The organism is Candidatus Villigracilis affinis, from assembly GCF_016705895.1.
Taxonomy (GTDB): Bacteria; Chloroflexota; Anaerolineae; order Anaerolineales; family Villigracilaceae; genus Villigracilis; species Villigracilis affinis.
On sequence record NZ_JADJKT010000036.1, the window covers coordinates 79,883 to 97,289 of the forward strand.

Annotated in this window: 19 protein-coding genes; 7 read left to right on the forward strand and 12 right to left on the reverse strand. The window is 52.3% G+C overall.

The genetic code is table 11. The features are described from left to right. The first annotated feature begins 17 nt into the window (after nt 1-17). Nucleotides 18-695, forward strand: a complete 678-nt coding sequence (locus IPI86_RS15500) for a hypothetical protein (RefSeq protein WP_345298917.1) — start codon at nt 18-20, stop codon at nt 693-695. Between the two features lie 73 nt (nt 696-768). Here IPI86_RS15500 and IPI86_RS15505 read toward each other — a convergent pair whose 3' ends face one another. The 5 genes from IPI86_RS15505 to IPI86_RS15525 all read right to left on the reverse strand — a co-directional run bounded on the left by IPI86_RS15505 (nt 769) and on the right by IPI86_RS15525 (nt 6,561). Then, entirely contained in the window at nt 769-1,251 is a 483-nt protein-coding gene (locus IPI86_RS15505) for a hypothetical protein (RefSeq protein WP_345298918.1), read from the reverse strand. A 62-nt stretch (nt 1,252-1,313) separates the two neighbouring features. Then, on the reverse strand, nt 1,314-1,829 hold the full coding sequence (gene coaD, locus IPI86_RS15510) for a pantetheine-phosphate adenylyltransferase (RefSeq protein ID WP_345298919.1): 516 nt from the start codon (nt 1,827-1,829) through the stop codon (nt 1,314-1,316). A 40-nt stretch (nt 1,830-1,869) separates the two neighbouring features. Then, nucleotides 1,870-4,437 (reverse strand): ATP-dependent DNA helicase RecG, encoded by a 2,568-nt coding sequence (gene recG / locus IPI86_RS15515; RefSeq protein WP_345298920.1) that lies wholly within the window; start codon nt 4,435-4,437, stop codon nt 1,870-1,872. A gap of 25 nt (nt 4,438-4,462) precedes the next feature. Further along, nucleotides 4,463-5,299 (reverse strand): DegV family protein, encoded by an 837-nt coding sequence (locus IPI86_RS15520; RefSeq protein ID WP_345298921.1) that lies wholly within the window; start codon nt 5,297-5,299, stop codon nt 4,463-4,465. 2 nt (nt 5,300-5,301) lie between these two features. Next, on the reverse strand, nt 5,302-6,561 hold the full coding sequence (locus tag IPI86_RS15525) for an MFS transporter (RefSeq protein WP_345298922.1): 1,260 nt from the start codon (nt 6,559-6,561) through the stop codon (nt 5,302-5,304). Nucleotides 6,562-6,652: 91 nt separating this feature from the next. On the opposite strand from IPI86_RS15525, the gene IPI86_RS15530 reads away from it, so the two are divergent. Continuing rightward, a complete protein-coding gene (locus IPI86_RS15530) occupies nt 6,653-6,982 on the forward strand; it encodes a helix-turn-helix transcriptional regulator (protein WP_345298923.1) in 330 nt (109 codons plus the stop codon). 9 nt (nt 6,983-6,991) lie between these two features. After that, complete coding sequence (locus IPI86_RS15535) at nt 6,992-8,011, forward strand: hypothetical protein (protein ID WP_345298924.1); 1,020 nt, start codon at nt 6,992-6,994, stop codon at nt 8,009-8,011. A gap of 54 nt (nt 8,012-8,065) precedes the next feature. Here IPI86_RS15535 and IPI86_RS15540 read toward each other — a convergent pair whose 3' ends face one another. After that, on the reverse strand, nt 8,066-9,733 hold the full coding sequence (locus IPI86_RS15540; protein ID WP_345298925.1) for a DAK2 domain-containing protein: 1,668 nt from the start codon (nt 9,731-9,733) through the stop codon (nt 8,066-8,068). A 15-nt stretch (nt 9,734-9,748) separates the two neighbouring features. Then, the gene (locus IPI86_RS15545) at nt 9,749-10,129 is read right to left on the reverse strand and encodes an Asp23/Gls24 family envelope stress response protein (RefSeq protein WP_345298926.1); all 381 of its coding nucleotides are present in this window, start codon (nt 10,127-10,129) and stop codon (nt 9,749-9,751) included. A 194-nt stretch (nt 10,130-10,323) separates the two neighbouring features. Here IPI86_RS15545 and rpmB point away from each other — a divergent pair, with 194 nt between their 5' ends. After that, the gene (rpmB, locus tag IPI86_RS15550; protein WP_345298927.1) at nt 10,324-10,509 is read left to right on the forward strand and encodes a 50S ribosomal protein L28; all 186 of its coding nucleotides are present in this window, start codon (nt 10,324-10,326) and stop codon (nt 10,507-10,509) included. A gap of 51 nt (nt 10,510-10,560) precedes the next feature. Here rpmB and rpe read toward each other — a convergent pair whose 3' ends face one another. Together rpe and IPI86_RS15560 are read right to left on the reverse strand one after the other, a co-directional pair. Then, the gene (rpe, locus tag IPI86_RS15555; protein WP_345298928.1) at nt 10,561-11,223 is read right to left on the reverse strand and encodes a ribulose-phosphate 3-epimerase; all 663 of its coding nucleotides are present in this window, start codon (nt 11,221-11,223) and stop codon (nt 10,561-10,563) included. Between the two features lie 39 nt (nt 11,224-11,262). Then, nucleotides 11,263-12,378, reverse strand: a complete 1,116-nt coding sequence (locus tag IPI86_RS15560; protein ID WP_345298929.1) for a protein kinase — start codon at nt 12,376-12,378, stop codon at nt 11,263-11,265. Nucleotides 12,379-12,463: 85 nt separating this feature from the next. On the opposite strand from IPI86_RS15560, the gene IPI86_RS15565 reads away from it, so the two are divergent. The 3 genes from IPI86_RS15565 to IPI86_RS15575 all read left to right on the forward strand — a co-directional run bounded on the left by IPI86_RS15565 (nt 12,464) and on the right by IPI86_RS15575 (nt 14,306). Next, on the forward strand, nt 12,464-13,411 hold the full coding sequence (locus IPI86_RS15565) for a diacylglycerol kinase family protein (RefSeq protein WP_345298930.1): 948 nt from the start codon (nt 12,464-12,466) through the stop codon (nt 13,409-13,411). Nucleotides 13,412-13,415: 4 nt separating this feature from the next. Further along, nucleotides 13,416-13,892: a hypothetical protein gene (locus tag IPI86_RS15570; RefSeq protein ID WP_345298931.1), complete on the forward strand. Its 477-nt coding sequence runs from the start codon at nt 13,416-13,418 to the stop codon at nt 13,890-13,892. A 63-nt stretch (nt 13,893-13,955) separates the two neighbouring features. Then, nucleotides 13,956-14,306 (forward strand): DUF971 domain-containing protein, encoded by a 351-nt coding sequence (locus IPI86_RS15575; protein WP_345298932.1) that lies wholly within the window; start codon nt 13,956-13,958, stop codon nt 14,304-14,306. A 94-nt stretch (nt 14,307-14,400) separates the two neighbouring features. Here the strand turns inward: IPI86_RS15575 and IPI86_RS15580 are convergent, their stop codons facing one another. The 3 genes from IPI86_RS15580 to IPI86_RS15590 are packed head-to-tail and all read right to left on the reverse strand — an operon-like array spanning nt 14,401 to nt 17,394. Beyond that, nucleotides 14,401-16,248 (reverse strand): tetratricopeptide repeat protein, encoded by a 1,848-nt coding sequence (locus IPI86_RS15580; protein ID WP_345298933.1) that lies wholly within the window; start codon nt 16,246-16,248, stop codon nt 14,401-14,403. Nucleotides 16,249-16,257: 9 nt separating this feature from the next. Beyond that, nucleotides 16,258-16,833, reverse strand: a complete 576-nt coding sequence (amrA, locus tag IPI86_RS15585; RefSeq protein WP_345298934.1) for an AmmeMemoRadiSam system protein A — start codon at nt 16,831-16,833, stop codon at nt 16,258-16,260. Nucleotides 16,834-16,887: 54 nt separating this feature from the next. Continuing rightward, a complete protein-coding gene (locus tag IPI86_RS15590) occupies nt 16,888-17,394 on the reverse strand; it encodes a flavin reductase family protein (RefSeq protein ID WP_345298935.1) in 507 nt (168 codons plus the stop codon). Nucleotides 17,395-17,407: the final 13 nt, after the last annotated feature.

Consider the following 17,407-nt stretch of genomic DNA (forward strand, 5'->3'; position numbering starts at 1 on the left):
CACAAAAGGAGTACACAATGTCTACAAACGGTTTCTTCGCAAAATTCCTGCGCTTCATCGGCATTGTCTTGATGGCGCTCACGGGCGGATTTACTTTCCTCGGCGGCGTGGGGACATTTTGTGCGGCGGTCTTCCCGCAGAAATATGAAAGCATGGCGGGGTTGATTCCCTATCAATGGCTGTATATCCTCTTCATGCTCGGCACGATCGCCATCGGCGTTTGGGGAATTTGGGCAGCCATCAAGCTCATCAAAGGCACAACGGATGCATATTGGATGAGTCTGTACGCATTGATCGCAGGCGTGTTGGTCGGCGGATTCCACATCTACATGTCGCGCATGTTACGCGGAAAATCCATGCCGGTGGATGCGGTAGTCTACACGACACTCCTCACGCTGGTCATCTTCCTGCTCTTCAAAATCCCCATGATCTGGCAGGGCGTGGATTTTTCCAAAGCGAAAGCCAGCGACAATAAAAAAGCGGGTGGCGCGGCGGCTATGTTGGTCGGCTTGTTCACGCTCACCATTCAATACACAATGGGTTCCACCCACACCTGGGGCGGCGTGAACTACGCGGATGCGTTCAACACGTCCATGGCTGTGATCGGGATTGGGCTGCTACTTTTGGGCGCGGGGATATTTGTCAGCTTGAGGAATGTTCGGGAAACAGCACTCAGGTTACAGGTCCAGCAATAATCGGGTGCAACGCACTTCCTTTCATCAAAAACAAAAAACAGCCCTGTCGTTTTGACAGGGCTGTTTGCTTTTATTATTCGGCCTTTTCAGGAATATTTGAGGATTTCCGCATTTGGTCTTCCTGCACCATGCGGATGCCATTGCTGACTTGTCCGCTTAGTTTTGCGATCTGATCCTGCAACTGCATCAGGGTATCGACCACGTAGTTATCGGCGTCGGCACGGGTGGCTTCGGCTTCGGCGCGCGCCTGGCTCACAATTTGATCGGCGCGGCGTTGGGCTTCCTGCACGACCATGTCTTTCTGGGCCAGTTGGTCGGCTTTATCACGCGCGAGCTGCAGGGTGCGATTGGCTTCTTCCTGCGCCTGCGCCATTACACGGTCACGTTGAGCCATGACCTGCTGGGCCTTTTTCACTTCCTCGGGGATGGCGATGCGCATCTGATCGATCAATTCCAGCATGCGATCTTCGTCCACAATGACGTTGTGCGTAAAAGGCACAGCCTTTGCGGCATTGAAGAGTTCTTCCAGGCGGTCGATAAGTTGCAGAATGTCCATAGTGCGCCTCTCGTGGGCGATTTCCTGATGAATGATTAATACTTTTCCAATTCTAGCACAAATTAATCACGAAGTGCGTTTGGTGGAGATTGCTCTCCCATGTTAATCACCTTGGCATGCAGGGCAGCCTTCACATGTGCAGGCACCATGCTGGATACATCGCCATTCAACATGGCGATCTCGCGCACTGTGCTGGAGGAAAGGAAGGTGTGCTGCTCGGCGGTGATCAATGCAACCGTTTCGATATCTTTTGCAAGGCGTTGATTTGCCAATGCCATGCGGAATTCGAATTCAAAATCTGAAAACACACGCAGGCCGCGCACGATGACCTGCGCCTCGATCTTGCGGGCGAAATCGATCGTCAGGCCGCTGTAGCCCGTTACTTTTATTTTGGGGTGGTCTTTGAAGGCTTCGGTTACCAATGAAATGCGTTCATCCGGCGAAAACATCAAGGTTTTCAACGGCTTGTCGTACACGGCCATGATCACTTCATCAAAGAGACGCGCCGCACGCGAAGCAATATCAATATGACCAAGGTGGACTGGGTCGAACGTACCGGGAAATAATGCTCTAACCATTTTTCTCCATGTGGCAATGCCGTGCCCTTACCGTGGGAATTTAAGAAACATCGCCCTTGCCTGCGCCCCAAAATCTTTCAAAGGCTTCTGAAAGCAGGGCGTGTTCGGGTAATTGAAGGTATGGATCGCGCTCGAACAGGGCCTGTGCCTGCGTGCGTGCTTTTTCGATCAAGGTGACATCGGTGATGCTTGCCATTTTCAAGGCATTGGCAAAACCCGCCTGACGTGTTCCTAAAAATTCTCCGGGGCCGCGAGTCTTTAGGTCAAGGTCGGCAAGCTCGAAACCGCTATTGGTTTTCGCCATGGCCTGCAGGCGTTCGTTCTCGGTGGCATCTTCACGGGTGGGAATCAGCAGACAATACGATTGCGCCGCGCCACGCCCAACACGTCCGCGGAGTTGATGAAGCTGCGAGAGACCGAATCGATCTGCTCCTTCGATCAGCATGACCGTGGAATTCGGAACATCCACACCCACCTCAACCACGGTGGTCGAAACGAGAATGTCATATTCCCTGTCGCGGAATTTCATCATCACTTCATCTTTTTCACTGGGCTTCATGCGCCCGTGTAAAAGTCCGAGCTTGAGGTCGGGAAAGACCTCATTCGACAACACTTCGAAATCATCCACCGCGGCGCGGGCTTCGATCTTTTCACTTTCATCGATCAACGGATAAACAATGAAGGCTTGTCTGCCATCCCTGATCTGTCCGCGGATCATCGTGAACGCGCGCTCGCGTTCCTGCGGACGAAGCACATAGGTATCGATCGGCTGGCGGCCGACGGGCAATTCATCGATCACGGAAAGGTCGAGATCACCGAACACCGTCAACGCGAGCGAGCGCGGGATCGGCGTGGCGGTCATCACCAGCAAATGCGGATTCGTACCCTTGCTGCGAAGTTCCTTGCGTTGTTCAACACCGAAGCGGTGTTGTTCGTCGATAACAATATATTCCAAATCCTTAAACAGGACATCTGGTTCGATCACCGCGTGTGTGCCGATGACGATCTTGATGGAACCATCTGCCAGACCCTGACGGATCGTTTCTTTCTCCGCCTCGGGCGTGCTCCCCACCAACAGGCAGATCTCGCCCTTTTGCAGCGGACCATTCTCTCCTGCAAGCAGGCTGGTGAAATTACGATAATGCTGTTCAGCCAAAATGGAAGTCGGGGCCATGATCGCAGCTTGCGCCCCATCCTGTGTAACGATCGAAGCACCCAACGCCGCCACAACAGTTTTCCCCGAACCGACATCGCCTTGAACGAGTCGATTCATCGGCTTGCCAGAGTCTAAATCCGCGCGAATATCTTCGAGGGCTTTTTGCTGGGCAGATGTCAGAGCGAAGGGCAGGCTGCTTAAACGCGTACCCAGCCACTCGGTCGAGGCTGGGAAACGGCGGGCTTCGGCATCCTTCCAATCACGTTTCTGGCGCAGCACTCCCATTTGCAGGTAAAAGATCTCATCAAACCCCAAACGTTCGCGCGCGGCTTTGAGCCTGCTCTGCGAAAGAGGAAAATGAACCTGTGTGAGCGCTTCGCTGAGTGAAACCAGCCGTGCTGAAAGTTTGATCTTTTCGGGAAGAGCATCCACCACCGAAGGCGCCCAATAAGACACCACTTCATTCATGATCTTGCGCAGCCATTTTTGCGTGACCTTTTCAGTCAACGCATAAATGGGAACGATGCGGGCAGTATGCAGGTTTTCCACTTCGATCGGTTCCCAATCCGGGGTGTTCATCACGAGGCGGCCCAGATATTGATCGACCTTGCCAGAAACGGAGATCGCTTCGCCTTCTTTGAAACGATTTGCAACCCAGGGTTGGTTGAAAAACGAAAGGCGGAGTCCGCCTGTGCCATCATTGATCACAACTTCCACAATGGATGATTTACCGCCGCGAATGGGACGGGTATGTACACTTTGAACCGTGCCAAGCACCGTGACCACTTCCCCATAGAAAAGAGATTTGATCGGTTTGAGCTGGCTGTAATCTTCGTAACGGCGCGGGAAATAATACAGCATGTCGCCAAGGGTTTGCATGCCAAGGCTTTTTAGCGATTCCGCATGCTTGGGACCAACGCCCTGAATAACGGTAATATCCGCATTGAATGCGGCTGGGGTTTGGCTGGTCCGCGCGCCGGGCACAACCTCAGAACGCGGACGCGGCGATGGTGGCGCAGGTCGCTGCTGCTGTTGCGGTTTGCGTTGTTCCTGAGGTCTCGGTTGGGATTTTTGTTCCTGCGGGATCGGAGCGGATTCTTCTTCAGGCGGAGGAGGTGTGGCTTGCTCGGGTCTGGGTGGACGGGGCGGCTGATTCACCCGATTGGGCTGTTGTTGTGTCTTTGGCTTTTGCCCCGCTTCAGGATATGTCTCTCCGATGCGTTTCCACAAGCCTTTAAGCGACTCAGCCCTTCCTTCCGGGCTGAGCTTTTCGTAGGAGCGCAGGCGGGCCGCAACGGCCTGAATTACTTCTTCGGCCACTCCATCCGCGCGGGCTTCCCCCTCCCAATAATCAAGCATTTTAGCGAGTCCACCGATAATCGCGGTGTTTTCGTATTTGTTTTCATGTTCCAGGCGAAAAAATTTACGTAGTTTTTCCAGAGATGGTTGCATGGGTCAATTTTATCATGGGGATGTGTTATTTCTTCACTGCCGCAAAACCGATGCCATTCGGCCCGAGATGGGTGCCGATCACAGCCGTGACATTGACGAACAAAATCTCGCGCGGAATGGATTTCCGCACGCGATTCATCAATTCATCGAGTAATTGTTTGGCGCGCGGTTCTGCATTGGTGTGCAAAATAGCGAGGCGTTCAAGCTCTCCCCTTTCGAGTAACAGGTTCAAGATACGCTCATCTGCCTGGCTGGTTGTGCGCACCGCCCCCACAGGTTTGACTACACCATCCTTCAATTCGATCATCGGTTTGATGGACAATAACCCGCCGAGGGTTGCCACCGCGCCAGGGACACGTCCGCTGCGTTTGAGATATTCCATCGTATCCAATGCGGCGAAGACATAAAGGCGCTCTTGTGTGGAGGTGATCGCAGCCAATGCGGGCTGCAATCCAAATTCCGCTTCTTCAGCGGCGGCGAGGATCTGAAAACCGATACCGAGGGAAAGCGAACCGCTATCCACACAGGTGACTTTGCCCGGGAATTCCTCGGCGGCCTTGCGCGCCACGTTGATAATGGTGGTCAATTGCGAGGCGGCATGGATTGAGAGGATGTGGTCACAGCCTTTCGAGAGCAGAGTCTCATAAGGGGTGGTGAAATCTCCAATCGAAGGCGCGGCAGTTGTCGGCGGGGTGCGAAGCGCGGGCAGGCGGTTGTAAAATTCTTCGCGCGTGATTCCGATCCCGTCGGCGTATTCCTTTCCTTCCAAAACAAGGATGGTTGGCACAACGATAATTTCGTATTGACCAACGAGGTAAGCGGGGAGGTCTGAAGTTGAGTCGGTGACAATTCCAAGTTTCATGATTAATCCAAATTTCGAATTGCGGGATGAGACAGCCCAATGAGAATCATCAAGATGGTGCCAACGCCGCCAATAAGGAATACTGTGGGAGAGCCAAGCTTATCAGTGCCCCAGCCTGCAAGAGCAAAACCGATCGGCAGCAAAATCCACGAGCCAAGCGAGTCGATGGCGTAGACACGGCCAAGCTTTTCGTGGGGAACCATTTCCTGCAATGTGCTGTTCCACACCAAGCCAAAGATATTGAAACAAAATCCGTAAACGAACATGGCGGCGATCAAAACAGGAATCGGGGATTTCAAGCCAAAGAGTAAAAGCATGATGCCATTAACCATGATAGGCAGGTATCCCAACAACCCGCGTCGACGCAGGCGTTTGTATTGACCGAGCCACAAGGCGCACACGACATACCCAACCGAAAAGGCAGAACCGAACCAACCCAATACTGCAACATCTGCGCCAAGTTCATCTTTGATAAGGAAGGGCATCGCAACCGCGCGCGGACTCCCTTCCATAATATTCAGAACCCCAAAGATAAGAATGGTTATCCATATCCATGGAATGGTGATAATGGCATTCCAACCTTCACGCAGATCAGCAATTCCGCGCTTGATCTCTTCTTTGATAGTGCGGCGCGGTTTGATTTCTGTAGCGGCTGAATCTTCCTTCTTTGGCATTTCATAAAGCCCTGCACGAAGAATCGGGAACACGCAAAATGCAGAGGCAAAGAATGACAGTGCATCCAACCCAAATGTGAGAGAAGTGCCGCCCACCGCAACTAATGAAGCGCCAACGATAGGCCCGATCACACCCATGATACGCTGGCTGAGTCCGTTCAATGAGTTGGCGCTTGTCAGCATATCAGGAGGGACAATCTGTGGAATGACCGCTTGATAGGCGGGGAAGAAAAAAGCTTCCACGAACCCAAAAAGCAGGCTGGCAATATAAATATGCCAGATCTGTAAAACATCCAGCCAGGAAAAAAGCGCGATCAATATAACGACTGTCCCGCTTAAGATATCCGAAAGGAACATGATGCGGATGCGCGGGAAACGGTCCACAACGATTCCACCGATAAGGATAAAAATAAGGAGCGGAACCTGTGAAAAGATAAGTACGGTCCCCATGGCTGTGGCGGAGCCTGTCTTTTCGAGCACCCACCACGCGAGGGCAATGCGATATAGGTTGTCACCAAGACGTGATGTTGTTTGACCTGTCCACAACAACGCAAAGGGACGATGTGAAAAAGCGCGCAGGATGTTCATAATTTTGACGAGTATAGCATAGGCAATTCGGTCTATACTTTCCTCTTGACATAGTGTATATCACACAGTATAATGCAATAAAGGTTGATATATGGCAAACACTGAATCACTTGAAAATGTTGTTCTCGAATTACGGCGCGGCGTGATTGTGCTGGCGGTACTCAGTCAGTTGAGCAGCGAGCAATACGGCTACTCCCTGCTCAAACTGCTCTCAGATCAGGGTCTGGAAGTTGACCAGGGAACGCTCTACCCGCTGCTGCGCCGTCTGGAAGCGCATGGGCTGCTCGAATCGGTTTGGAAGCTGGAGGAAGCTCGCCCGCGCCGCTATTACATCATCAGCGCGGAGGGAAAAAAGATCCTTCCGAAATTGAAAAAGGAATGGGCTGGCATCGTGTCTGTGATGGCAAAAGTGCTGGCGTAAGGAGAAGAAATGAACTTAATAGACCGCTATGTAACTGAAGTTGGAAAGAACCTGCCGCTCCTCAAAGGACGCGAGGATATCGAAAAGGAATTGAAGTCCACGCTTGAGGATATGCTGGAAGACCGCGTCGAACAAACGGGACGCCTGCGCGATGAAGCGATGGAGATCGATCTGCTAAAAGAATATGGATCGCCACAAAAAGTGGCCGCAACCTATAACCCACATCCATATTTGATTGGCCCGCGCCTGTTCCCATTCTTCCTGATGGTGTTGAAGATCGTGATCCCCGTCCTTGTAACTGTGTTGTTGGTTTTAACAGGCATTCGCGCCGCAACAGACACGCCTTTCATGGGCATGGATTTTGTGAACATTGTCGGCAAGGGATTGGGAGGAATTGTTTCGGCCGCAATTACAGCCTTTGGCAACATTGTGCTCGTCTTCGTCATCCTTGAGCGCGTGCTGCCAGACAAGGAAATCGGCGATTTCAGTGATGAAAAGGACTGGGATCCCGCCTCTCTGGCCAAGGAACCCGACCCTGATACGGTCAAACGCAGCGACTTGATCGCCGAAATCGTCTTTACTTTCGTAGGACTCGCCATTTTGAATCTATTCCCTGAGATCCTCGGCATGTCCTACTTTACTGAAGAAAAGGCATTCTTTATTCCCATGTTCTCGGTTGAATTCTTCAAATTCATGCCGTGGATCAATGCGATCTTTCTTGCCGAGATCGTGCTGGATATTTACCTGCTCCGCAGTGCAATATGGACTTCCGTCACCCGTATTGCAAAGATCATTATCGAAGCCGCCAGCATTGCATTGGCTGTCATTATCCTGCGCACGCCAGATATCTTCGGTTTTACAGCCGAGTCGTTCCAAAGCGTTCCCAACAGTTCGGTCAACGCGGAAATGCTGATGAAGATCTTCAATTTCTCATTCTCGATCGCCATAATCATTGTCATCATTGTGGCTGGGGTTGAAATGGCAAAAGCGGCCTTCGCTTTGTTGAGGGTCAATTACAAAAGAAAGTAAGTTAAACGAAAAGAGGCGGCGCCATGATGGCGCCGCCTCTTTTCGTTTATTCAATTATTCAATTGAGATAATGAACTGATAGTGCGGCTGTCCGCCTTCCTGCACTTCCACTTCAAGGGATGTATATTTTGTTACGATAATATCGGCGATGCGGTTGGCCTCAGCATGAGTCATGCCTTCACCATAATACAAGCTGACGAGTTCATGTTGATCGGCTTCGGCTTTTTCAAGCAATTCCATCACGCCCTGCTCCACCGATTCAGCAGAGATAACCAGCTTGCCATCCAGTAACGCAATGACTTGTCCATCTTTTACGCTGACACCGTCAATTTCCACGGTGCGGGTCGCAATGGTAACCTCGCCTGTCTTGACCGCGCTCAAGGCTTTGGTCATTTTCTCAGCGACAGAATCAAGTTCCCCGTCTGGGATGAGCGAGAGCATGGCGGCAAGTCCCTGCGGAACGGTGCGAGTCGGCACCACGGCCACCTGTTTCACAGTCACCTCTTTGGCTTGATTCGCTGCGAGGATGATATTTTTATTATTCGGCAAAATGATGACTTTATCGGTCGGCAGGTTTTCAAACGAGCTCAGAATATCCTGCGTAGACGGGTTCATGCTTTGCCCGCCAGCCACAACGGCCGCCACACCCAAACTTGCAAAAATGCGGCTAATGCCAGCGCCTGGCGAAACGACCACCACAGCGATCTGCCCTGGCTCCACTGTGGTAAATTGAATCTGTTTGCTTTTTTGAATATCGTCCATTTGGGCAAGCAGATTTTCGATGGCTACTTTCGTCACCGTGCCGATGCCCATGATGTAATCGATCGGCAGGTAACGGTTCTCGGTCGGCACATGGATGTGCATGCGGTACATGCCCTCACCCTCACCCACTTGAATGGAGGTACCCATCTCTTCAAGACGGCCATAAAATGAACCAAGATCAAGTTCTCCCGTGGGCACAAAGTCCACGACCACTTCGTAATCCTGCCCCTCTTCCACTTCATCCAGCGCACCCTGCAAATTCATGGCTGACATCGGCTGAACGCTCATCGTCGGCGTTTCAAGCGACTCACCATACACATACCTGAGCATACCTTCCAAAATAAAGAACAAGCCTTTGCCGCCCGAATCAACCACACCTGCCTGTTTGAGGACTGGGAGCAGTTCAGGCGTTTTTTTGACCGCCTCATCTGCGGCTTTGACCGCCACTTCGAGAATCTCTATCGCATCTTTCGCGGACCCCAAAGCTGCCTCTGTTGCGATGGCAACTTCTTTAATGACGGTTAAGATCGTCCCTTCCACCGGGCGGACGACTCCCTTATAAGCTGTGTCACGTGCTTCGCCAAATGCCTTCACCAAAGTTTGGACATCCAACGTGGCTTTTTCATGCACACCACGCGAAAACCCACGCAGGATCTGACTGGTGATCACACCCGAATTTCCGCGTGCGCCCATTAAGGCGCCTTTGGAAACCATGGCCGCCATCTCGCCCAGATTACGGGTTCCCGAATCCTTGACCTCATTCCATGCGGCTTGCAGGGTCAGCACCATGTTCGTACCTGTATCGCCATCCGGCACAGGGAATACGTTCAAGGCATTGACCGTTTCCTTGTTGGTACGCAGCCAGGTCAGGCCGGCATCGATCAGGCGCTTGAGCGATTGCCCATCGATCGGCACGCGAAGCGTACGGAATTTCTCTAAACGCGCAGTGTCCACACCCATAAGTTTTCTCGGCTCCTAATCTGTGTCACTGATGCGCAGCCCGGCTACATGCACATTGACAGAATTGACGCGCAGTCCAAGCGCTTTTTCCACATGGAAACGCACCGTGTTGGCCACACTTTCGGCCACTGAATTGATGCGGGTCCCATATTCAACAACGACATTGATGTCGATATCAATATCCTCGCCCTTGTAACGGACGGAGATTCCGCGTGAAGGTTCACGGGTAATGGTGGATACGATCCCATCCGCCAGGTTTTTCGGAGCAAGCCCCACCACCCCGTAGGATTGCAGGGTGGCGTAATATGCAATCGTCGCCACCGCGTTTGGCGAAATATGGATCCCGCCCAAAGTAGTTTTTTCGTCGCCCATAGGTTCCTCGATATAGTTTGTCATGCTTTGGGGCATAAAACCTTCCCAAAGCTTCTTCTCCAAGTTTAGACAAGCCTTCCGTGTCTATTTTAACATCTTATCTTGAAGAAGGTTGCGTTATATGGTAAAATCCCGTGCCTTTGAGTAAAGGCGCTGACCCTGTGGTATGTTGCCAGGTCAGGTATTGGAATCATTGTAATTGAAAGGATCTATTCAAAATGGCTAAATGCAACACCTGCGGTAAAGCAACCACCTTCGGCCACAATCGCTCATTCTCCCTGCGTGCCACCAACCGCACGTTTAAGCCCAACCTCCAGAAGGTTTCGGTCATGGAGAACGGTCGCCTGGTCAAGAAGACGCTGTGCGCCAAGTGCATTAAGACTCTCGGCAAATCTGCGGCTTAGTTTGTTTTTCCATCACATCAAAGGTCACGGCTTCGGGCCGTGATTTTTGTTTTAAACCACACTGGCACGCAAAGCCTTGATGCCCTGCCCCACTCCCTGAGGATGTTTGAAGGCGGCATTGCCAGCCACAAAAACATTTGCACCTGCCTGAACCATGAGCGGGATCGTCTTTTCAGACATGCCACCATCTACTTCCAAATGAGCTTTGGAACGCAGGGCATTTAATTTATTGCGGATCTCCTCCGCCTTGCCGATCATTTCGGGCATAAACACCTGACCGGAATAACCAGGCACCACGCTCATCACCAAAACAAGGTCGGCAAACGGCAAAGCAGAATCCAATGCAGAGGCGGGGGTGGCAGGATTGAGTGTAATGCCCGCAGTGCAGCCCAGTGACTTTATCTTCTTCACGGTTCCAGTCAAATCAGGACAGGTTTCCACGTGGACGGTGATATTGTTCGCGCCCGCTTTGGCAAAAGCTTCCAAATACTTCTCTGGTTCCGAAATCATTAAGTGGACATCAATGGGAAGTTTGGTGGCTCGTTTGCAGGCTTCGGTAAAAAGCGGACCAACGGTAATGGTGGGGACAAAATGGCCATCCATCACATCGACATGGAGCCAATCGGCGCCAGCAGATTCGCAGGCGGCGATCTCATCTGCGATATGGGTGAAATCAGCGGCAATGATGGAGGGGGCGAGGAGGAATTTATTCATGAGATTGTTGTACTTTGACAATGCGCAATGCGAAATCAACTATCGAACAGGGGGATTGTAGGCAAAATAAACCATCATCCAAAATGGAATCAGTCCGCCGACGGTGAGTACGGCAAATAGGGCGAGTCCCCAAAAGACCCAGTCAATTTCTTCGAAGGCAGCATCAGGCTCGGGGACGTCTTGAGGCGCGGGCGCGGGTTGAGTGTACTGCCTGGGAGCAGTGGCCTCTCGAAGCGGCGGAGAATCCCTGGTCGGGAGTTTATCCGAAATTTCTGGAGAAACGGCGATGACAGGTGCTTGAACTGGCACAGGCGTTGGTGTGGGAGCATCGGGCTGGGTGCCAAATTTGAGAAGAACGCGTCCCAATTGATCGGCGGTGCGATATCGCGCGGCAGGCTCTTTGGAGAGCACCTTCATAATGATCTCTTCGAGCGCGGTCGGGATATCGGGAATATATTCGCGGATTGGAATCGGACGGGCAGAAATATGCAAACGCGCCAATTCATCAGAAGTGGATGCAACGAACGGCGGCGTGCCGCACAGCAACTCATACATGACGACACCGATGGAATACACATCGGATGCGGGCGAAGGGGGCTCACCTTGAGCCTGCTCGGGCGCAAAATAAAGCGGCGACCCCCAAACGATGTCGGTGCGTTCGCCGGGTGTCATGGTGGCGAGGGCGCGGGCGATGCCGAAGTCCGTTACTTTGAGACGGTTATCGGGCGAGACCAGCATGTTGTGCGGTTTGACATCACAATGGACAAGGCCAGCACGGTGGGCATATCCCAACCCCGCACAAGCCTGGATAATGAGCGGAATGCCCGTCTCTACTGAAAAACGGCCACGTTCGCGGATGAGTTGCTTGAGGTCTTTGCCGGGGATGTATTCCATGACGATGTAGAGCAGGTCATCTGCAAAGCCAAAGTCATGCACGGTGACGATGTTGGGGTGCGAAAGATTCGCAGCCGAACGCGCTTCCATGCGGAAATGCTTCTGGAATTCTTCGTTGGTCGAATAATCCTTGCGCAGGACTTTAATCGCCACATAGCGATCCAGCATGAGATCGCGCGCACGAAAGACATCGGCCATGCCCCCGGTGCCAAGCCTTTCAAGCAATTGATAACGGTCGTTGAGAAGGGTCTCGTCGGTCATCGGTGAGGATTATATCGCAAGACCTCCGAGTTCTTAAAGAACTTAAACGTCTTAAGGCAGAATCCCCTCAGGTATAATCCTCTCCATGCGAAAGGGACTTCTCCTCTACAATCCAGCCGCGGGACGCTACCCTGTGAGACGTTACGTGCGCGGAATCATTCATCCACTCAAAGAAGCAGGCTGGAGCATCGAAATCGCCGAGACTCTCAGCGGCACGCACGCAACCCAGACCGCGCATCAAGCCGCCACAGAAAAATATGATGCGGTCTTCGCCATCGGCGGCGATGGGACGGTGGGTCAGGTTGCCAGCGGATTGTTGGATTCAGATACCGCCCTCGCTGTTCTCCCCGCAGGCACAACCAACGTCTGGGCCATCGAGCAGGGACAAAAACCGTTTAGCTGGTTCAACTGGTGGTCATTACGCGAGAATGCCAAATTGCTCGCCAATGTAGATGTGCAGCAAGTGGATGTGGGCATGTGCAACGACCATCCGTTTTTGTTGTGGGCGGGCGTTGGTTTGGATGCACATACAATCAACAAGATCGAACCACGCCATCGTTTTTTCAAACATATCTCCGTTCCGCATTTTTTCGCCACCACCGTTTGGGAAGCCACCTTCTGGCATGGCCTCGATCTGCGCGTGTGGACGGATGGTCAATTGGTGGAAGGTCATTATCTTGTGGCGGTCGCAACCAACATCCGCCATTATGCGGGCGGCATGTCGGTACTTTCACCCGAGGCATTACTCGACGACAACGAAATGGATATGTGGCTTCTCAGCGGCAACAGCGTCGCCGATGCGCTGCGTCATTTTTTTGATCTCGTTGCAGGCCGTCACCTCACCTCCGATCAGGCGCGGCGCTTGCCATTTCACACCGCGCGGGTAGAATCAGATGCGGCCTTCTCCATTCAAGTGGATGGCGATCCAGCCCTCGGCAGTTCCCATGCCGATATCAACATCAAACATCGCGCGCTGAAAATCCTCATGCCAAAAGACGCGTTATATTTATTGAAAAACCCAAACAAGAGTTAAACAAATGGATTTGAAACCATACCTCAATCGTTGGACGGTCTTTGGTGCAATCGCAGTTGCAGGGATTTTGCTCATCATTACGCTGATCATCATCGGCTGGACCTCTCCGCGCTTCACCCCTGACGTTGGGTTTGCTCCTGCCGATCTGACGATGATCCCCGCCCCGACACACACCCCCAACGTCACCATCGCACCAACCCTTGACCCAAGCCTCGTCACCCCAACTCTTGCCCCAGGAGCGATCGGCATCGGCGCCTATGTGCAGATCAGTGGAACCGAAGGCGAAGGCTTACGCATCCGCTCGATTGCGGGGCTGACAGGCGATACGGTCTTCTTCGGCGGCGAATCGGAAGTGTTCCTCGTCCGCGATGGCCCGCAGACCGCGGATGGATATACATGGTGGTATCTCGTCGCACCCTATGACGAAAACCGCGCAGGCTGGGCTGCCGCAGAATTTCTCACCGTCGTCCCTTCGCCGTAAACACTCACAAAAACCCTAAAGGTTTTGAAAACCCTTAGGGTCTCAATAATGAAAAGGAATGATATGTCTGAAAAACCAACAGGCGTCACCGCCAACAAAAGCAAGAAAGAATTTACCGTCACTTGGGATGATAACCACACAAGCGTTTATCCTTTTGGGCTGTTACGCGCGGCCTGTCCATGCGCCTCCTGCCGCGGCGGACATGAGAACATGAAATCGGAACCCGATGCCGAGGTGTTCAGCCGCAAAATGGAAGATACCTCCTCCACGCGGCTGGCGAACGTCGTTGCAGTCGGCTCCTATGCGTTGACTATTGTCTGGGAAGACGGCCACGATTACGGAATCTACAACTGGCACTATCTGCGGGCTTTATGTCCATGCGCGGAATGTCGGGGGAAAGCAGTAAAGCAGTAATCAGTGAAATAGGTATCAGTAAAAAGAGAGGCTACCCAAAAGGAGCCTCTCTTTCATCTTTTCACGTCCCCACCACTCTCTACTTTCCACTCACCTACTTCGGTGTCGGCGTAGGCGTACCCGTTCCACCCTTCGGTGTGGGAGTCACCGTGCCGCTTCTCGGAGTGGGTGTTCTTGGTGTGGCGGTCTTTGTGCCAGGCTTGGACGTATTCGTCGGCGTGACCATTGTCCTCAGATGCAATTCCGCATCTGAGCGCATTTTCTCTGTCATCACATCCGCATCCATTTTTAGCAGAGCCTGCCAATCCTTGATGGCATCCTTCACTTCGCCGCGTTTCTCCTGCACCAGCGCATGCCAGTACAACATCAGCGCAGTTTCTTCATCCGTCTCAGCCAGTGACCTGAGCGCCTCCGCTTTCTGGAAAGCACTGCCAAATTTCTCCTGCAAATAATATGCGCGCAGCAAACCGAGATTGATCACAAAAGAAGTATCGTCTGCACTGGCGGCTTTTTCGAGGTCTTCAACGGCTTTATCAAGGTTATTCAATTCGAGGTTCGCAAGGCCCTTATAAACAAGGAACTTCCGAATGCCGTTCTTATTGAGTGCCTCTGCCCTGTCGAAGTTATTTGTCGCAACTTCGTAATTTCCCATTTCATAATAGGCTTGTCCAAGCAAACCAAAAACCTGATCATCTTCGGTTTCATAGACCGCGTACACATCCAAAGCTTCAATAGCGCGTTCGTATTCGCCGCTTTCAATATGTAATTTACCGAGCAGTTTATACACATCCAGATTGGTGATATCCAGCGAATAAGCCGTTTCGGCGGCTTCCAACGCGCTCTTCTTGTCATCCAATGCCAGATAGGCATCGGCATAGGTCATGTACACAGTGGGTGAATTAGGAATAAGTCTATCCGCGCGGTCTAGGTCAACAATGGCGGCTTCGGGGTCGTTGTTGTTGATGTTGTAACGCGCCCGCTCAAGATACACTTCGCCAAAATCGGGATCGAGTTCAATGGCTTGCTCGAAAAGAGCATCCACATTTGCTTTGGGATTATCCAGCAATCTGGCACGCGCCAAACCCAGATAGGCAGGGCCAAAATCCTCATTGATCTTCAAGGCTTCATTATAGAAATCCAGAGCACTGTCAGCGTCACCTTTGAAACGATAGGCATCGCCGATCAGGTAGGGCACATCGGCGGCATCGGGTTCCAGCGAAGCGATGATCTGCATGTTGGAGATGTATTCGTCCCAGTTTTCTTCAGCATACGCGGCCAGCGCCAGGCGGTATTGATCGCCTGACTGCGCCGCCCGCGGTGTGTTGACGTAAACTGCAGTGGGTGTATAAGTTTGAGGAAGGAAATACGACAATGGTGTGGGGCCAAGCACTGCCTTGGTCGGGGGCGCTGTTGCCCCAAACAAGGTCGGTGTGGTGGTGAAAGTCGGTGACGGGCCAGGTGTGTTCGTTTCGGTGGGACGCACATTCGAGCGGCGCGGCAGGATGAGGCCAAAGATCACTGCAGAGACCAGCCCGGCGCCGATGAGCAATACAAAAGCCAATCGTGTGATCGGACTCTTCGCCAAAGCCTTGAAGCCCCGCTCCTTCGGCTTTTCATTTGCAAGTAAAAGTTTTTCCTCCCACGCCCGCGGACGGTTCATGGGGAATGGCTGAATGCTTTCATCGGGAGCCAATGCCCCGAGCAGGATCAAGCCGCGTTTCGCCGTACCATTTTCAGGGTCCAGTTTGAACGCTGTTTGCAGGCAGTAAATGCGTTCTTTGGTGTTATCCACTGCGGCGCTGAGCCAGATCCAATAGGTCGGGTTATTCTGATCCGCTTTCAAAAGAAGCGTGATCAACTCTTTGGCGCGCGTTTTGTCTCCGCGCCGCAGAGCTTCCACTGCATCCTGGAACATGGTGTCGTCGGGTCGGTCTTCAGCCATGGCTGGATTCTAATTCATTTCATGGAATTCTTCGACCTGATATGTATAAACTTGCAATTTTGTCTTTCGCCACAGATCACGCCTCGCACCCATCTTGGCGCACAAATGGTCAAGGAAATCTTCGGGGTCGGGGATCTGCTCCCAAACCTGCGGGAGGAAAGTGGCGCGGCGAAACTCATCCTTCAAGATGACTCCATCCACATGCGGACGCAGCTTCGCAGGCAGTTCTTCGCCCGAAGAATATTCCAGCGGATGAGGAACGGTCAATCGCGACACCTCCAGCTTGATCCTGCTTAATTCATTTTCAGTTACGGGACGAAAACGCGGGTCTTCAAGTGCGGCAGCGGCAGCGTGTTCGCGCACATCATCAACCAAAGGTTGATACGCTTCGATCGCGCCGATGCAGCCGCGTAAATTACCGTGGACCGTAAGTGTGACAAAGGTTGCACCATTTTCGCGCAATCGCGGTGTGAGGGATTCAACATCCAAAGGCGGAAAAATCTTTCCCCGCACAGCATGTTCCATTGCCTCGCGCGCAAGGCGCAGCAAGATTTGCTTTTCCCCATCGGTCAATTGATCTGTCACGGAAGCCTCCCATAAACAGACCCTAAAAGTTTTCCAAACCTTTAGGGTCTCAATTTATATTTCGGACAAATTCCAATATTTGCGGTTGTGATAGATCAGCGGCGGCCCATCGTTCGCTTCGTGCGCGGCGAGTACCTCGGCAATGAAAAGCGTATTCATGCCCGCATCGAAAGTTTGAACCACACGGCAATCCATCCAAGCCAGGCCACCTGCGATCAAAGGTGAACCTGTCACCATCGTTTCCGTTTTCAGGTTTGCAAAACGGTCTTCAGCACCAGCCACCTGTCCCGAAAAAAGATTCGAAATATCAGATTGTTCCGCCGAAAGGATCGTCAGGCCAAAAGCGCCAGATTTGGATACCAGTTCATGCGTGCGTGTGGATACTCGCAGGGAAATGGTGATCATGGCGGGTTCCAACGAAATGGACGTAAACGAGTTCACGGTCATGCCGTGTTTGTGACCTTCGTGCACGGCCGTCACCACCGTCACACCAGCCGACCAGGCACGCATGGCAGCACGTAATTTTTCAGGATCAAGGGTCATAAGTGTCGTATTTTTCATAATGTGAAATTCA

Coding starts and splice junctions, on each gene's coding strand:
- IPI86_RS15580 (WP_345298933.1), bottom strand. CDS start 16,248: ATGGCTGAAGACCGACCCGACGACACCATGTTCCAGGATGCAGTGGAA.
- IPI86_RS15505 (WP_345298918.1), bottom strand. CDS start 1,251: ATGGACATTCTGCAACTTATCGACCGCCTGGAAGAACTCTTCAATGCC.
- IPI86_RS15575 (WP_345298932.1), top strand. CDS start 13,956: ATGTCTGAAAAACCAACAGGCGTCACCGCCAACAAAAGCAAGAAAGAA.
- IPI86_RS15540 (WP_345298925.1), bottom strand. CDS start 9,733: ATGGGTGTGGACACTGCGCGTTTAGAGAAATTCCGTACGCTTCGCGTG.
- IPI86_RS15590 (WP_345298935.1), bottom strand. CDS start 17,394: ATGAAAAATACGACACTTATGACCCTTGATCCTGAAAAATTACGTGCT.
- rpmB (WP_345298927.1), top strand. CDS start 10,324: ATGGCTAAATGCAACACCTGCGGTAAAGCAACCACCTTCGGCCACAAT.
- IPI86_RS15570 (WP_345298931.1), top strand. CDS start 13,416: ATGGATTTGAAACCATACCTCAATCGTTGGACGGTCTTTGGTGCAATC.
- IPI86_RS15520 (WP_345298921.1), bottom strand. CDS start 5,299: ATGAAACTTGGAATTGTCACCGACTCAACTTCAGACCTCCCCGCTTAC.
- IPI86_RS15500 (WP_345298917.1), top strand. CDS start 18: ATGTCTACAAACGGTTTCTTCGCAAAATTCCTGCGCTTCATCGGCATT.
- IPI86_RS15565 (WP_345298930.1), top strand. CDS start 12,464: ATGCGAAAGGGACTTCTCCTCTACAATCCAGCCGCGGGACGCTACCCT.
- rpe (WP_345298928.1), bottom strand. CDS start 11,223: ATGAATAAATTCCTCCTCGCCCCCTCCATCATTGCCGCTGATTTCACC.
- coaD (WP_345298919.1), bottom strand. CDS start 1,829: ATGGTTAGAGCATTATTTCCCGGTACGTTCGACCCAGTCCACCTTGGT.
- IPI86_RS15560 (WP_345298929.1), bottom strand. CDS start 12,378: ATGACCGACGAGACCCTTCTCAACGACCGTTATCAATTGCTTGAAAGG.
- recG (WP_345298920.1), bottom strand. CDS start 4,437: ATGCAACCATCTCTGGAAAAACTACGTAAATTTTTTCGCCTGGAACAT.
- IPI86_RS15530 (WP_345298923.1), top strand. CDS start 6,653: ATGGCAAACACTGAATCACTTGAAAATGTTGTTCTCGAATTACGGCGC.
- IPI86_RS15545 (WP_345298926.1), bottom strand. CDS start 10,129: ATGACAAACTATATCGAGGAACCTATGGGCGACGAAAAAACTACTTTG.
- IPI86_RS15535 (WP_345298924.1), top strand. CDS start 6,992: ATGAACTTAATAGACCGCTATGTAACTGAAGTTGGAAAGAACCTGCCG.
- IPI86_RS15525 (WP_345298922.1), bottom strand. CDS start 6,561: ATGAACATCCTGCGCGCTTTTTCACATCGTCCCTTTGCGTTGTTGTGG.